17 protein-coding genes are annotated in these 15,045 nt (G+C 66.2%); 9 read left to right on the plus strand and 8 right to left on the minus strand.

The window, feature by feature from the left end:
* Window positions 1-24: 24 nt before the first annotated feature.
* On the plus strand, window positions 25-858 hold the full coding sequence (locus tag ROP_RS14745) for a helix-turn-helix transcriptional regulator (protein ID WP_012690180.1): 834 nt from the start codon (window positions 25-27) through the stop codon (window positions 856-858).
* A 68-nt stretch (window positions 859-926) separates the two neighbouring features.
* Here ROP_RS14745 and ROP_RS14750 read toward each other — a convergent pair whose 3' ends face one another.
* Genes ROP_RS14750 through ROP_RS14765 form a run of 4 tightly spaced genes read right to left on the minus strand, consistent with a single transcriptional unit; the run spans window position 927 to window position 5,284 of the window.
* Entirely contained in the window at window positions 927-2,072 is a 1,146-nt protein-coding gene (locus ROP_RS14750; RefSeq protein WP_231868918.1) for a hypothetical protein, read from the minus strand.
* Between the two features lie 22 nt (window positions 2,073-2,094).
* The gene (locus ROP_RS14755; protein ID WP_012690182.1) at window positions 2,095-3,717 is read right to left on the minus strand and encodes a PEP-utilizing enzyme; all 1,623 of its coding nucleotides are present in this window, start codon (window positions 3,715-3,717) and stop codon (window positions 2,095-2,097) included.
* Between the two features lie 2 nt (window positions 3,718-3,719).
* Window positions 3,720-4,910 (minus strand): hypothetical protein, encoded by a 1,191-nt coding sequence (locus ROP_RS14760; RefSeq protein WP_012690183.1) that lies wholly within the window; start codon window positions 4,908-4,910, stop codon window positions 3,720-3,722.
* Window positions 4,907-5,284 carry a PEP-utilizing enzyme gene (locus tag ROP_RS14765; protein ID WP_043824772.1) on the minus strand — a complete coding sequence of 126 codons (378 nt, stop codon included), beginning with the start codon at window positions 5,282-5,284 and terminating at the stop codon, window positions 4,907-4,909. Before ROP_RS14765 ends, ROP_RS14760 begins: the two co-directional genes overlap by 4 nt.
* A gap of 163 nt (window positions 5,285-5,447) precedes the next feature.
* Here ROP_RS14765 and ROP_RS14770 point away from each other — a divergent pair, with 163 nt between their 5' ends.
* The 5 genes from ROP_RS14770 to ROP_RS44110 all read left to right on the plus strand — a co-directional run bounded on the left by ROP_RS14770 (window position 5,448) and on the right by ROP_RS44110 (window position 9,571).
* Window positions 5,448-5,981 carry a putative immunity protein gene (locus ROP_RS14770; RefSeq protein WP_043824774.1) on the plus strand — a complete coding sequence of 178 codons (534 nt, stop codon included), beginning with the start codon at window positions 5,448-5,450 and terminating at the stop codon, window positions 5,979-5,981.
* Window positions 5,982-6,089: 108 nt separating this feature from the next.
* Window positions 6,090-7,169, plus strand: a complete 1,080-nt coding sequence (locus ROP_RS14775; RefSeq protein WP_012690186.1) for an ABC transporter permease — start codon at window positions 6,090-6,092, stop codon at window positions 7,167-7,169.
* Window positions 7,166-7,990, plus strand: coding sequence for an ABC transporter ATP-binding protein (locus ROP_RS14780; protein WP_012690187.1), 825 nt, complete (start codon window positions 7,166-7,168; stop codon window positions 7,988-7,990). The genes ROP_RS14775 and ROP_RS14780 overlap by 4 nt, the downstream gene beginning before the upstream one ends.
* Entirely contained in the window at window positions 7,987-8,856 is an 870-nt protein-coding gene (locus ROP_RS14785) for an ABC transporter ATP-binding protein (protein WP_012690188.1), read from the plus strand. Before ROP_RS14780 ends, ROP_RS14785 begins: the two co-directional genes overlap by 4 nt.
* A gap of 34 nt (window positions 8,857-8,890) precedes the next feature.
* Window positions 8,891-9,571 carry an AMIN-like domain-containing (lipo)protein gene (locus ROP_RS44110; RefSeq protein WP_012690189.1) on the plus strand — a complete coding sequence of 227 codons (681 nt, stop codon included), beginning with the start codon at window positions 8,891-8,893 and terminating at the stop codon, window positions 9,569-9,571.
* Between the two features lie 82 nt (window positions 9,572-9,653).
* On the opposite strand, the gene ROP_RS14795 is transcribed toward ROP_RS44110, so the two are convergent.
* Window positions 9,654-10,106 carry a winged helix-turn-helix transcriptional regulator gene (locus ROP_RS14795; protein ID WP_012690190.1) on the minus strand — a complete coding sequence of 151 codons (453 nt, stop codon included), beginning with the start codon at window positions 10,104-10,106 and terminating at the stop codon, window positions 9,654-9,656.
* A gap of 109 nt (window positions 10,107-10,215) precedes the next feature.
* Here ROP_RS14795 and ROP_RS14800 point away from each other — a divergent pair, with 109 nt between their 5' ends.
* On the plus strand, window positions 10,216-10,599 hold the full coding sequence (locus ROP_RS14800) for a PPOX class F420-dependent oxidoreductase (RefSeq protein WP_012690191.1): 384 nt from the start codon (window positions 10,216-10,218) through the stop codon (window positions 10,597-10,599).
* 41 nt (window positions 10,600-10,640) lie between these two features.
* Here ROP_RS14800 and ROP_RS14805 read toward each other — a convergent pair whose 3' ends face one another.
* Complete coding sequence (locus ROP_RS14805; protein WP_043824776.1) at window positions 10,641-11,348, minus strand: TetR/AcrR family transcriptional regulator C-terminal domain-containing protein; 708 nt, start codon at window positions 11,346-11,348, stop codon at window positions 10,641-10,643.
* Between the two features lie 119 nt (window positions 11,349-11,467).
* Between ROP_RS14805 and ROP_RS14810 the strand changes: the two genes are divergently transcribed.
* Together ROP_RS14810 and ROP_RS14815 are read left to right on the plus strand one after the other, a co-directional pair.
* Window positions 11,468-12,706: a fatty acid desaturase family protein gene (locus ROP_RS14810; RefSeq protein ID WP_012690193.1), complete on the plus strand. Its 1,239-nt coding sequence runs from the start codon at window positions 11,468-11,470 to the stop codon at window positions 12,704-12,706.
* A gap of 125 nt (window positions 12,707-12,831) precedes the next feature.
* Complete coding sequence (locus tag ROP_RS14815) at window positions 12,832-13,080, plus strand: hypothetical protein (RefSeq protein WP_012690194.1); 249 nt, start codon at window positions 12,832-12,834, stop codon at window positions 13,078-13,080.
* A 72-nt stretch (window positions 13,081-13,152) separates the two neighbouring features.
* Here ROP_RS14815 and ROP_RS14820 read toward each other — a convergent pair whose 3' ends face one another.
* Together ROP_RS14820 and ROP_RS14825 are read right to left on the minus strand one after the other, a co-directional pair.
* Window positions 13,153-13,449 carry a WhiB family transcriptional regulator gene (locus ROP_RS14820; RefSeq protein WP_012690195.1) on the minus strand — a complete coding sequence of 99 codons (297 nt, stop codon included), beginning with the start codon at window positions 13,447-13,449 and terminating at the stop codon, window positions 13,153-13,155.
* A 198-nt stretch (window positions 13,450-13,647) separates the two neighbouring features.
* Window positions 13,648-14,931, minus strand: a complete 1,284-nt coding sequence (locus ROP_RS14825; protein ID WP_050785074.1) for an APC family permease — start codon at window positions 14,929-14,931, stop codon at window positions 13,648-13,650.
* Between the last annotated feature and the right edge of the window lie 114 nt (window positions 14,932-15,045).

Genomic DNA, 15,045 nt, shown 5'->3' on the forward strand with positions numbered 1-15,045 from the left:
GAAAAACTAGTTACTATCGGCAGTGTGACCCAGTCCACGTTGGGGGACAGTTCCGAGACATCTCCGAAAACCACACGGTCCACGTCCGGAACCCACTCCCCCCTCCGCGCCCAGCTGCACAAGGCCGACTACGAACGCGCCTTCGACGTCCTCGAACAGTGCGCCGACGCAGCCTGCCTGCCCGACTTCAAAGAGCGCGCCGTCGACGCGATCAGCGAGCACTTCGCGCTCCGACACGTCTCCTTCTTCGCCGGCCCGACCTTCCACACCGTGTTCGAGGACTCCGCACCCCTGACGGCCGGCAAGACCGCCAAGATGCTGCCCGAATACCAGGACCGGTGGGCCCGGTACGACATCTTCGGCACCCCCGTGGCGATGCGCCAACTCGTCCACAGCGGGCTGTCCACGCTGGACGAGCTGCAATCGATGGGACAGTTGCCGGCCGCGGCGGACGCGTACGTCAGATATTTCCTGTCGTCCACGTGGCGGATGCAGACCGCCGCGGCGCTGCGCCTGGAGCTGAGCTCGGGGCATACCGCACTCCTCGGGATGTTCGACCCGGAGCCGGGCAAGATCGGCGCCGCCGAGGCGGCCACGCTGCGACTGCTCAGCAAGCAGATGTCGGCGATGGCGCGCGGGCTGCCGGCGTCGCGACCGCAGGGCGCGCTCGCGAAGCTGTCCGAGCGACAGCGGCAGGTGGTCCAGCTCGTCGCGGACGGGTTGTCGAATGCGCAGATCGCCGAAATCCTCTCCCTCGCCGAGGACAGCGTGAAGAAGTACGTCACCCGGATTCTCACGTCCACCGGATGCCAGTCACGGATTGAGCTCGCGCTGCTCGCCCGCGCTCAGCGAACATAGTTCGGCCTCGGCGGACACGGCAGAAGGGGCCGCGGACAATTCGTCCGCGGCCCCTTCTTCCGCTCCGGTCAGAGGAAGGAGTTCTCCTTCGTCAGCCCGTAGCGGGGATGTTCGCCGATCACCATCGATTCGAAGATTCCGTACCCGACGGCATCGCCCTCACGGCAACGGATCACGCAGTCCCGCAACTGATGTACCTCCCGCGCCGTGTCGGCCTCGGAGACATCGGCGTACCGTTCGCCGTCGAGATGCGACGGACCGTGCCATTGACCGTGCCGGTGGCCCTTGAATCCGAAATACAGTCCCGTGCCGAGGTGGAAGCCGGTGTCGCTGACCGGTTCGATCTCGATGGTGCGGGTCTCGCCCCAGCCGGCGTCGAAAGTCAGCTTCCCCCCGAGCAACCGGCGGTTGACCGGGTCGTACTTCAGGTCGTCCTGCAATCCGTGCAACGGAATCTGGGTTCCGTCGGGGCGGTTCTCGAATCCGGAGAAGTAGGTCGTCACTCCGTCGACCCACTGGAGATAGTGATGGATCTCGTAGCTGGAACCGTCCGGGCGCTGCAACCACATCGGGCTCCAGGTGAGGAGGAAGTCGCTGTCCAGCCGCTGGGGCTTGTAAATATCCGGGGCAGGTTCCCCGACGTCCATCCGCACGCCCCAGGAGTGATCGCGGAATCCGAACCACTCCTCGTCACGGACCTCGATGCGCTCACCGTCGATCCAGATTTCGCCACTGATCGTCGACGCCTGGTGGTAGCGCAGGAGATCCGACTGCACACGGAAGCCCTGGGTCTCGCGCTGCGCGTCCTTCTGTTCCAGGAACGGTGGCAGCACTCCGGTGACGGTGAGGTCGAAGCGAACCGGAATGACGTCGTTCTCCTGCAGCGTCCACCGAACCTTGCGGAGCGGCTCGAGGACCTCGTAATCCAGGGGACCGACCCCCACCCGTTCCGCGTCGAGGTCGAGTTGCCGGCTCGCACGGACGGTGAGCTGCTCCTTGCCGCGGGAGATCCCCGCGAACATATCCATGACGTTCCGGTTGTGGTACTTCCCGATTCCCACATCTACCTGTATCGATCCGTCGCGCGAGAAGAGCGACGACCACAGCTTCTCGGTCCACGTGTTGTCGGCCTGGCTGATCGTGGCGAACGTCTCGGGCGTCTGGTGGCACAGCATCTCGTCTGCCGAGACGATCTTCTGCATCGATTGGCGCACGTCGGGCCTCCTTTCTCGTTGTCTATCGGATGGGTGAGAACGATCCCGGCAGTCCATTGGCCACGAGCGCGCTCCCGAAGATCTCGGCGGCACGGTCGTCGTCGTCCAGTGGGTCGGGATACAGGGCCAGCGTGTCCGGCGACATCGTCCAGTCGATCTCGCCGGTCACCCCCGCCACTGCGGCGAAGGGGCGCAGGCCCGAGGTGTACATGGTGGTGGCAGCAAGAATTCGCTCTTCGCGGCTCATCCCGGCGAACCGTTGATAGAGCATCATGTGCCACTTACTGAGATCCGTCGCCACCTCCGCCCAGGATTCGGGTGCGAGCAACTCCCGGGTGCCGTCGGCACGGTGACCGTACACGGCGGCCTCGTCGACCGACGCGAGAAGCTGGTCGGGTTCGGTGAACGTCGTTCCCCAGTCGTTGATCTCGAACTCCGTGAACGCGGCGCGATCGAACGTCAGCGCCATCGTCAACCCGACATACGTCGGGGCGAGATCCTCGGCCCACGGGTAGGCCCAGCTACTCGGGGCGAGCGAGAGGTAGTCGCGCACGATCGTCTGCCGCGTTCCCGACCGCGGATAGGGGCCCGAATCGCAGATGCCCACCCGCGAGTCACAGAAGTAGAGGAACGAGTAGCCGGATACGGTCGCGTTCAGTCGCTTCAACGCCTTCGACGTCGGAGAGTCGAGAGCCTGTGCGCCTCCGCTCAACTCGTCGACGACGCTGCCCGGGAGGTAGCGGTTGGTGAATCCGGCGTCCTTGTAGTCGAGCGTGCCGTCGCCGCGGTGCGCGAGCGTGAGCCGGCGCCAGAAGTCGACCACCGCGCGGATGTCCTCACGTCGGTCGCCGGGTGCGAGCGTACCCACCTTGATCAGGCATTCGCGGCCACAGAGGAAATGGTAGCCGATCATCCAGATCCACAGGGGGCTGACCTTGTTCGGGCCCTCCCGCAGCCGCCGTCCCAGTTCCTCGGCGGGCATGGCCTTGTCGATGATCGCTATCCGCTCGGCGTAGCTGTGGAAGTCCTCGATCACCGACATCGACATGTACGGCAACATCGGGAACAGTTCCGACGTGAAGCCGGAGCGACGGGTGATCTCCGGTTTGAAGGCTCGGCCCATGTGCTGGATCAGGTCGTCGAGCCGATCGTCCGTCAACTCCTGCGCGATGAGTGCATCGAGCGCTGCCGGAGATACCGTGACATCGAAGTCCTTGACCGCGATCTCGTCACCGACCCGGCGGATGTACGCCCACCAGGCGTCGCCGACGTCGGCTGGGGAATCGGGAGCCTCGGCCTGCGCGACGTCATGGACCACGCCGGCGCCGTCCTCGATCGCCAGCGTGACCGTCATGCCGTCGACGACGTCGGTGATCAGTTCGGTGCCGACCAGGCAGGGCACTTCGAATTCGCGGGAGACGATCGCGAGGTGCGAGCGCAGAGTGCCGTCGAGGCAGATGATTCCGCCCAATCTCCCGAGGATCGGGGACAGGAACGTCGTTCCTCCCGATGCCACCAACGCGATCGTGGTCTCGAGGTCCGAATCGAGCGAGTCGATCACGTCGTTCGGCGAAGAGAAGCGCCGGATGGTCCCCGCCGCTTCCGCAAACGAGTACGAAGGAACACCTTTACCGATGATGGTCATGGCTACCTCCCCAACGGACGGAAACAACCGTCACGGTCTCGAGGGACGAAGACGCCGCCGATCAGTTGCAGCGCGAGGTCCGGATCGCTGAACTTCTGGAAGGAGTCGGCGATCCGCGGTGTGATGGTCCAATCGATCTCGTCGTAGCAGCCGGCGAGCCGCGCCCAGGCCTTGAGTTTCCACGCGTACATCTCGGTGGCATAGAGGTTGCGTTCCTCCGGATCCGACTCGGCCAGCCGCTGATACAGAGCCCGGTGCGCCTTCCGGATCGCCTTGGTTGCTTCCTCGACCTCCTCGGCGCCCAGCGGGCGCAGCGTGCCGCCGTCCGTGCAGAACACGCGGGTCTCGATGATGTCGGCCTGATAGTCGCTGGGCGTGAACCAGGCTGTACCCCAGACGTTGTTGTCCATCTTCACCGTGGCGGGCAGCCGGTAGGCGATGACGAAGTGGTGGTAGGGCAGGGTCTCCCGGATGCCGTCGACCCACGGGAAGTCGCCGTCACCGTCCGTGCAGGTCTCGCGCAGCGCCAGGAAGGTGCCGTCCTCGAGCTGGTACGGGCCGGTGTCGCACACCGCGGTGCGCGCGTCGCAGTTCTCCAGGAAGGCGTATGCCGTCAGCCGCGCACCGAATTTCCGGATTCCCGCCTTGACCGTGTCGTCCGCGGCGACGAGATGGGACCGGATCTCGCCGAGCAGGTCGTCGTCGATGACATGGGAACTGTTGGCAGGCTCGGCGTCCATGTTGAACAGGACGTTGTCGGTGCGCATGGCGATGGTCGCCTCGCGCCAGAAGCGGAGAACCTCGAGCTGATCCTCCAGGCCGTCGGACAGGCTGTTCTCGCCCAGGTCGACGAACAGTTCGCGGCCTGTCAGGTAGTGCAGCGGGGTCGCCGCGAGGTTGATGAAGCTGCGCTTGTTTCCGATCGGCAGTGCCTTGCGCACCAGTTCGGTGGGCGTGGCGTGCTTCAGAATGGTGCGGATGCGCTCGGGCACCCGCAGGTAGTCCTCCATCATCGACATCAGGATGTAGGTGTTCATCCCGAACAGCTCCGACTCGAACACGGTTCGCGCGGACAGTTCGGACTTGTAGGCCGCACCGGCGGCGTGGACCAGCCAGTTCCACTCGTCGAGGGTGGGTTCGTAGTCCGGGTCGGCATAGAGGGCCTCCACGTTCACGGGAGTGGTCACGGTCATGCCGTCACCGCCCCTGCCGCTACGGCGACGCGCGCGGTCTGGGTGTCGGAGAGGTCCAGGACCACGGTGTCGCCGTCGGCGACCTCGCCGGTTAGGTCGGCGGCGAGCACGCACGGCACGTCGGATTCCCGGCACAGGATGGCCAGATGCGACTCCCGGCTGCCTGCGGTACAGACGATCGCGCGCAGATCGGGCAGGATCGGCGACAGGAAGGTCATTCCGCCTTTACTGACGAACGCGATCGTCTCCTCCAGATCATCGTCATCGATCGACAGCACGTCGGCCGTGTCGTTGAACCACCTCGCGGTGCCGCGAACCTCACCCGCGGCGAAAAGGTTGACACCGGTCCCGACCTCGTTCAGGTCTCCGCTCATCACATACTCCGTTCGGCCCATTCGCGGGCGTGGGATTGTCTTGAACACGCACTTTCGTCGGTGCCAGGAAGGGTACGAGCGGCTGTGTCGTGCGCCACAGTCCACTTAGGGGGACAGTCTCGATGCCGGTCGCGGCGGCGGTGCGGTGGCCGACAATGGATCCATGGCGGAAGAAACAACCGAGATCGTTCTGAGTAGTCGCGATCTTCGTGAGGTCACCGCGTTTGCCGCGGAATGCGCGGTGGGGGTCCTCGCGATATTCGAGGCCGACCAGCCGGCCGATTCGCGACCTCGCGACGCGATCGATACCGCGCGGGAGTTCGCTCGGGGCGGTGAGCGCGGGAAGTCTCTGCGCGACGCAGCGTGGGCGGCGCTTGCGGCCGCCAAGGGCACGGACACCGAGGCTGCGCGCGAGGCAGCGTGGGCGGCGATGGCTGCGGCAGGCGCCGCCTACCTTCATCCGTTGGCGAAGGCCACGCAGGTCAAGCACATTCTCGGCGCAGGCGCGTACGCGGCCAGAGCATCCGAGCTCGTCGCCGGCGACGATCGGACCGTCGGTGCCGAGCACATCGAGCGGGCGGCCCGGCGTGCGACGCCTGTCGTCGTCGACGTGCTCGGACGCTTTCCTGCGGCACCGGGTGGCGGCGGGCGGGTCGGCGAATTGATCCGGATGCTGGACGCTGCCCTTCGGCACTGACAGTCGCCCGCAGAACGCCGGAAAAGGGGGTCTGACCTGCCCCCACCGCGCCCGACGCGTAGTTCGTCGACCGTTGACCCAGACCACTCGGCGTGCCTAGCATCGGATATGCGCGCCATGATTCTCAAGGAATTTCGCGAACTTCGGCGGGACCCCCGCACATTGGCGATGTTGATCGCGCTGCCGCTTCTCCTGCTCGTGATATTCGGCTACGCGGCCAACTTCTATGTCTCCTCGGTCGAAACGGCCGTCCTGGGTCCCTCGGCTCAGCAGGTGAGCACGTCGTTGCCGCCGTTCTTCGAGGTGACGCAGACAGACGTCGGCGGCTCGACCGCGCAGGCGACGGATCTGTTGCGGGAGAACAAGGTCGACGTGGCGGTAGTGACCGGATCGACCCCAGTCGAGCAGTCGACGGCACTGGTGGACGGCTCGAATCTGTTCGCCGCGCAGTCGACGGTGTCGATTCTGAACAAGCTCGGCGATCAGGTCCGGACCGAGGTGCTGTTCAATCCTGATTTGAAGACGTCGTGGGTGATGGTGCCGGCAATCATCGGCTTGATCCTGACCTTCATCGGCACGATCGTCACCAGCATCGGTCTGGTTCGTGAGCGGGAGGCCGGGACCCTCGAGCAACTCGCGGTCATGCCGATCCGGCCCAGTCAGGTGATTCTGGGAAAGATCGTGCCCTATTTCCTGCTCGCGGCGCTGGACATGACTGTCGTGACAGTGCTGGGTATGGTGCTGTTCGGTGTGCCGTTCAATGGCAATGTGCTCGTGTTCGCGCTGGGTGCCGCGCTTTTCTTGTTCGTCGTTCTCGGCCTCGGTGTGTTGATCTCGACGATCTCGCAGACCACCGGGCAAGCGATCCAGACGGCGTTCCTGTTCCTGATGCCACAGATCTTGCTGTCCGGCATGATTTTTCCGCTCGATGCGATGGCGGCAGGAGTCCGCTGGATCGGATACCTGCTTCCGCTGACCTATTTCACGATGATCTCGCAGGGCGTGATGCTGCGCGATGCCCCGATCTCGTCGTTGTGGTTGCCGTTGGTCGTGCTGGCCGTGATGGCGGTCGTGGTCTTCACGGGTTCGACGCTGCGTTTCCGGCGAGATCTCGCGCCCGACGTCTCGAAGGCGAGCAAGCCCGCGGCGGCGAAGACGGTCGATCCGACCGCTGCGGACGCCTCGTGATCGCCGCGGCCGAGTCCGTCGTCGTCCGGTTCGGCGACCGGACGGCCCTCGACCGGGTGAGCATCGACGTGCCTGCCGGCCAGGTGGTGGCCCTGGTCGGCGGAGACGGGGCGGGAAAGTCGACGCTGTTGCGGACGTTCGTGGGAGAAGTCGTGCCCGAGACCGGGACGGTTCGTGCCCCGGGCAAGCACGAGATCGGGTTCCTCTGTGCGGGCCCGGGGAGCTGGGCGGCGCTCACGGTTCGGCAGAACATGGATTTCGTCGGCGGCATCTACGGCCTCGGCGGCAACGAATTGGCCGAGCGGCGCGAGGAACTCATCGACCGGGCCGGGCTGGGTGGGGCGGCGGATCGGCTCGCCTCGGCGCTGTCGGGAGGGATGCGACGCAAACTGGGCACGGCGATGGCCATGCTGCACAGACCCCAGTTGCTGATCCTGGACGAACCGAGCACCGGCGTCGACCCCGTGAGCCGCATCGACCTGTGGCGATTGATCTCGGAGGCCGCCGCGGACGGTGCAGCCGTGTTGATGTCGACGACCTACCTCGACGAGGCCGAGCGAGCCGGGCATCTCGTCGTACTGGACTCCGGCCGGATCCTGACCCAGGGGTCCTACGACGAGGTGCGTGCCGGATTCACCGGCACCATCACCTCGGCGGCAGATCCCGTGCGACCGGAATGGTCGTGGCGCCGCGGCCGGGAGCGTCACGAGTACTGGGAGGACGGGTATCCCGACACCGACGCGACGATCGTGACGCCAGACCTCGAAGACATCGTCATCGCGTTGTCGATGACACGTCGACGGGAGGTCGGGGCATCATGACCGGTGAGGTACTTCGCGCCCGCTCGGTGACCCGGAAGTTCGGTGACTTCACGGCCGTCGACTCGATGTCGATGACGGTCGCCCCCGGCGAGGTGGTCGGTCTTCTCGGAGCCAACGGTGCCGGGAAGACCACGCTGATCCGGATGCTCCTGGGTCTGCTCGCCGCGACGGAGGGCGCGGTCGAATTGCTCGGCGGCCCGCCGGACCGAACGCGCCGGGCGCGCATGGGTTACGTGCCCCAGAACCTCGGTCTCTACCGCGATCTGACCGTCGAGGAGAACCTGGCCTTCAGCGCGGAGGCCTACGGTGTTCCGGCACCCGGCGTCCCCGCCGAACTCCACGACGCGCGCAACACCCTCGTCAGGGACCTGGCGCTGGGCTCGCAACGACAGGTGGCGTTCGTCGTGGCACTGGCACACGAACCGGACGTGCTGGTGTTGGACGAGCCGACCTCCGGTGTGGACGCACTGTCCCGCGCGAGATTGTGGGACACGATCCGGCACCAGGCCGACAAGGGCGTCGGCGTCCTGGTGACCACCCACTACATGGAAGAAGCGCAGCAGTGTGATCGCCTGCTGCTGATGTCGTCCGGTCAACTCGTCGGCGCCGGCAGCGAGGACGACATCATCGGCGACACCCGCGCGGTGGCGGTGCACACTCCGGAATGGGCCCAGGCCTTCGCGGCACTGAACGATGCCGGAATCCCGGTGATCCTGGACGGCCGTGCGATCCGAGTCCCGGACACGGACCCGGCGAGGATCGATTCGGTACTCGACTCCGCCGGAATCACGGCCGACATCCGGCCCGTCCGCGCCACCATCGAAGAACGCATGCTCGTCCTCGCGCGCGCCGGGGCGCAAGGGTAGTCACGCTTCGCCGGTCCGGGGCGATGAACACCGTATGAGGGTCGACGCGCGCAAAGCAGCCCTGGTCGTCGCGGTGATGACGTGGATCGCCTTGGCGACCGGCTGCCGGTCGACCAGTGGCCGAACCGGAGACCTCGAAGGATCGTTGATCCCGTTGCATGACATCCCCGCGGCCCAGGAAGGCCCTGATCTCCCTCTCGAACCACCGCCGTCGGATTCCGGCACCGGTGTCCCCGCTCCCACACCGACGGCACCACCGCCTCCGACACTGGACATCCCGGCTCACCCGACTGTGCCGTTACCGCCGGCGCCACCGAGCGTCGTCGTGACCGCCAGTGGCATGCACATCGAGCGGCACGATGGATTCGACCGCGTCGTCTACGACTTCGGCGGCACCTGGGTGCCCCGCCGGCGCGCCGAGTACGTTGCCGAGGCAACTCCACGCGGCGCAGAGACCGCGATACCCATCAACGCCCGATCGATTCTGCAGATCTACTTCTTCGACACACTCCCGCCTGCCGAGAGTGGAATCGCCGCCTACAGCGGACCGAATCCTCTGTCGGATCCCGCTGCGCACAGTGTCGTCGAGGTGCACCTGACGCCGAACTTCGAGAGAACCACCCAATCGTTCATCGGTCTCCGCACCGGCCATCCACGATTCCAGGTCGCGACCCTCTCCGAGCCGACACGAGTAGTCGTCGATATTTACGAATGACACCACGGCGCCGGACAACGTCCGGTTGAGTGGGGACGAAACGAATGCCGTTCCTCGCGTTCGTAGTTCGATTTCGGTTCGGTCACACGGCGGCGCCGGGCCCTTGCAGTAGTTCGACGTCGCCGGCGTGCATCGATTCTCCGCAGTGCGTGCAGCGGAGGTCGACTTTGCTGATTTCGCCGCATGCCTGGTGGCGGTAGAGGACGGGCGGGCCCGCCTCCCCCGCGAGCCAGTTGTCGCCCCAATTGGCCATGGCCATCAGAACGTCGAGGAGTTCGACACCTTTGTCCGTCAAAACGTATTCGTACCGGGGTCGCTGGTCGTAGGGCCGGCGCTCGAGCACTCCGCACTCCACGAGGTGGTTGAGCCGCTCGGTCAGGACCTTGCGCGAGATGCCGAGGTCGGCCTGGATCTGCTCGAACCGGGTGAATCCCGCCCACACGTCACGCAGGACCAGCGGCGTCCACGGCTCCCCGACGACGTCGAGTGTTCGCGCGATCGAGCACGCCATCCCGCCGAAACTTGTGCGTTGCATGACGTCAGTCTAGCAATCGGGGTTCCCTGAAGGAACTCACACTGCTACGCTCGTGGGGTCTCCTGAAGGAACCCAACAGGACCGTCATCCCCGATGAAGGAGCAGACCCATGCTTGACCCCGACGTGCGCCGCGTACTCGACGGCACCTCGATCGCCCACCTCGCCACCGCCCTCCCGGACGGCTCGCCCCACACCGTTCCCCTCTGGATCGGCACCCACGGCGACCAGATCGTCTTCCTCACCGGTCCAGGCTCGCGCAAGGCACGCAATCTGCGCCGCGACCCGCGGCTGGCACTGTCCATCGCGCCCGCCGACAACCCGTTCGAGCCCGTTGTCGTCCGTGGACGGGTCGTCGAGTGGCTCGACGGCGATGCGGCATGGGAGATCATCGACCAGCTGTGCACGAAGTACACGGGCGCACCCTACCCCCGAGACGAAGAACGCGTCGTGGCCGTGATCGAGCCCGAGCGACAGACCGTCGGCGTCGGCTGAGCCGATCACAGACAGACTGCGGGGCAGCGATTCTCACTCGCTCATTCCGGCGGTGAGCCGTCCCGGCGCTCCAGCGTCGCGGTGAGGCCCGCAAGGAGGATGTCGACTCCGCGTTCGAGTTCGGCGGCGCCGTCGTAGGACGCCAGCACCGGCGCCAGCCCCCGGAGCAGGGGGAATTCACCGATCGGCAAACGGTGAAGGCCGAGACGCAGGAGGTCGTCGGATTCGTCGGGGCGCTCGACGAGTTCCTGCAGTTCGTTGAGGACGTGACCGTAGAGGAAACCGAACAACGCCCGATAGACGTGCAGGGCGTCGGCGTCGGTGAAACCCGCCCGGGTCAGCAGCGTCAGGATGTCCTCGAGCGGCCGCAGGGTGCCGAGTGGCCTGAGCCCGAGCGGCGTCGACAGCGGGCGGGTGACCAGGAGCGGCACCACCTGAGGATGGGCGAGCGCCAGCCTGCGAAAACCCCGCGCGACCTCCCGTAGTTGCATGGCCCAATCGCCGTCGCCGGTATCGACCTCGAGCTCCTCGAGCACGCGCTCGGCGAGACCGTCGAGCAACGCGGCCTTGTTCGGAGCGTGGCGGTACAGAGTCATCGGATCGCGGTCGAGAGCCTTACCGAGACGGCGCATGGACAGCCCGTCGATTCCGTCTCGGTCGACGATCGCGAGTGCTTCTTCGAGTATCCGCTCCCGGGTGATCGGGCCGCCGTCAGAGTGGATCGAACGACGATCGGGCTCATCGGCCATCACAGCACCTCCATGAACACTGTAGGCCTGTACTGTAGATCTACAGTGTTGACAGCCCGCGAAATGCGGCGTTCACTTCAGGGTGAAGCACGGAGCAGGTTCGGAATCGGGAGTCGAGAATGGCGATATCCGACATCAAGGAATACGCGCATCTCACCGAGGAGGATGTCGAGGCGCTCCGCTCCGAACTCGACGCCATCCGCCGGGACGTCACCGATTCGCTCGGTGAACGCGATGCCACCTACATCCGTCGCACGATTGCGTTTCAGCGTGTACTGGATGCCGCTGCGCGCCTGGTGATCCACTGCAGCCGGGCGCGAATCGGGTGGATCCTCGGGACGACGGCCCTGGCTCTGGCCAAGAGTGTGGAGAACATGGAGATCGGGCACAACGTCTCCCACGGCCAGTGGGACTGGATGAACGACCCCGAAATCCACTCCAGCACCTGGGAGTGGGACATGGCAGGCGTGTCGTCGCAATGGCAGTACTCGCACAACTATCGCCACCACGTGTTCAGCAACGTGGTCGGAATGGACGACGATCTCGGGTTCGGCGTCATCCGTATCACCCGCGACCAGCCCTGGAAGCCCGACAATCTGCTGCAGCCACTACGGAACCTGTTGTTGGCATCAACATTCGAATGGGGCATCGCCCTGCACGGCCTGTATTCCGAACGGGACCGCGTCGACACCGCCGCCGAGAAGACCGCCCACACCCGAGCACTGCTCGGCAAGATCGCTCGCCAGGCCGGCAAGGACTACGTGCTGTTTCCCGCCGTCAGCGGGCGGCGGTGGCGACGGACGCTGACGGCGAACCTCTCGGCCAACCTGCTGCGAAACCTGTGGGCGTACGTCGTGATCTTCTGCGGGCACTTCCCCGACGGTGCCGAAAAGTTCACGCCATCGGAACTGGAACACGAGACCCGGGCGGAGTGGTATCTGCGCCAGATGCTGGGCACCGCCAACTTCCGGGCCGGTGCGGTGCTGGCATTCCTGAGCGGCAACCTCTGCTACCAGATCGAGCACCACCTGTTCCCCGACCTTCCCAGCAACCGCTACGCGGAAATCGCGACGAGGGTCCGCGCACTGTGCGAAAAATACGATCTGCCCTACACCACCGGTTCGCTTGCCAAGCAATACTTTTTGACCCTGCGCACCATCCACAAGCTGGCGTTCCCGGACCGGTTCCTGTCCGCGACCGCCGATGACGCTCCCGAGACCGCGTCCGAACTGAAATTCCGCACCTCCCCCACCGGGCCCGCCGACGAGCGCACCGGACGACGGGCGGGACTGCGCACCGCGTTGCGCGAGGCGACGCCGAACCGCCGACCGCACGCGAAGGGACGCCGACGGGCCTGACGCACCCGCCGCCTCACACAGGGGGTGTGCAATGAACACCCTTGGGTGGCTGTCGACCGGCTCCTTCCGGGGGCAATGTTGGTGTGGTCAAAGAACACCCGCCCCCACACCAGCAAGGACTCCGCATGTTTCGCCACACCGCCATTCGCGCCGGCCTGATGTTCGCCGCAGTCGCATTCTCCGTCACCGGCGCGGCCGGAATCGCGCACGCCATGCCCGCCTCGACGGGCGGTGACGTCGCCGTCACCTCACAGTCGGACCGTGACAACCGCGACCGGGATCGGCGCGACCGTTTCGACGACGACGCGCAGGGCGTGATGTGCGAGGGTCAGGCCATAGTCGACCGTCCCAGCTGCTCATCGCTGCCGTACTGATCGCTCACGATCGGGGAGGTGCAGGCCGCCGCCGCTGCCGCGTTCGTCGCGGCAGCGGCGTACTACTGAGCGCTACCGGGCGCGTGACGGCCTCGCGAAGAGATCCGACCAGCGGACTCGGGGATGCGCCTCGAGCAGTGCCCGGCGCTGACGTTCGGTCATCCCACCCCAGATGCCGAATTCGACGCGGTTGTCGAGCGCATACGCGCCGCATTGCATCAGCACCGGGCAGTGCCGGCACAGCGCGGCGGCCTTGCGCTGCGCGGCGCCTCTCACGAAGAGTCGATCCGGGTCTCCGTCTCGGCACCGGCCGCGCGTGATCCAGTGGAGTTCCGCACCGGAGTCGGGACGCTCGTTCGGCTTGTACATGTGAAGTCATTCCCCTCTCGAACACCGAGCACGGTCAGGGCACTGGGAATGTGGGAACAGCTTGATGGAGCAAGTGAAAGTTTCAGCTGCGGACAGGTTTACGCAACACATCGGCTCCGGCGACGAGGCGCGATCGACGATCGCACCGATGACAGATTAACTGCACCCCGTGCCGATCGCGCGTCGAAGCGTGTCCACCTATCCGGGCGAGCGGCGCAACGACCGGATCGCGTAGATCACGGCCCCGAGCGCGAGGACGCCCACACCCGGAATCACCGAGGCCAGGGGAAGGAACGCGGCGAGGACGATGCACCCGGCGGCGCCGACGAACGCCACCAGACGCGGCCACGGTTTCGCGGACAGCGTCCAGGCGGACGCGTTGGCGATCAGGTAGTAGACCAGCACGGCGAACGAGGAGAACCCGATGACGCCGCGCAGATCCGCTGTCGCGGCGAGCAGCGCCACCACCACAGCCACCGCCAACTCGGCCCGGTAGGGCACCGCGAACCGGGGGTGGACGGCATCGAGCAGGCGAGGCAGGTGGCCGTCGCGTGCCATAGCGAACGTCGTCCGCGAGACTCCGAGGATCAGGGCGAGCAGCGAGCCGAGGGCGGCGATCACCGCGGCCACCCGAACCACCGGCTCGAGACCCCCGAATCCCGCAGCGGCAACCGCCTGCGCAAGCGGATCCGTCGCGACCGCGAGAGCGTCGGCACCGAGAGCGTTCAGGACCGCGACCGCGACGCACAGGTACGCGACGAGGGTGATGGCCAGGGCGAGGGGAATCGCCCGGGCGATGGTCCGGGCCGGGTCCTTCACCTCCTCGCCGAGGGTGGCGATCCTGGCGTATCCGGCGAACGCGAAGAACAGCAGACCGGCGGCCTGCAGAACCCCGGTCACGCCGTGGCCGGAAGCGATCCCGAGGCCGTCGAACCCGGTGTCGGGACCGATCAGGCACACAGTGACGACCACGGCGAGGACGGCGAGCACCGTGAAGACGATGAGCCGGGTGACCATCGCCGATTTCTGCACACCGAAGTAGTTCACGGCGGTGATGGCGGCGACGGCAACGACTGCGACGAGATGCTCGCGGCCGGGCCAGGCGTAGGCACCGACGGTCAGGGCCATCGCGGCACACGAGGCAGTCTTGCCGACCACGAATCCCCAGCCCGCCAGATATCCGAAGAACGGTCCCAGGCGTTCCCGCCCGTAGACATAGGTGCCGCCGGATTGCGGATACAGCGCGGCGAGCCGGGCCGAGGAATCGGCATTGCAGTAGGCGATCACCGCGGCCACGGCCAACCCGACGAGCAGTGCGCCGCCGGCGGCGGACGCTGCGGGCCCCAGCGCGGCGAAGATCCCCGCTCCGATCATCGACCCGAGGCCGATCATCACCGAGTCGAACACCCCCAGCCGCCGGCGTAACTGCGGCGTCGCGGCCGGATGCGCGTCGTCGCCGTCCGAAATCTCGTCACCGGCCATGCGTGGCATTTTCCCCCTTCGGACGTGCGGATGCCTGGGAACGCAACGCTAGCGTTCTCCGGCACGCAAGCGTGAACTGCACGGGGTCAACCGGTTTCGGCACTGTGTCAAGCT

Origin of the sequence: Rhodococcus opacus B4 (genome assembly GCF_000010805.1) — a bacterium.
In the GTDB taxonomy this organism is placed as follows: domain Bacteria; phylum Actinomycetota; class Actinomycetes; order Mycobacteriales; family Mycobacteriaceae; genus Rhodococcus_F; species Rhodococcus_F opacus_C.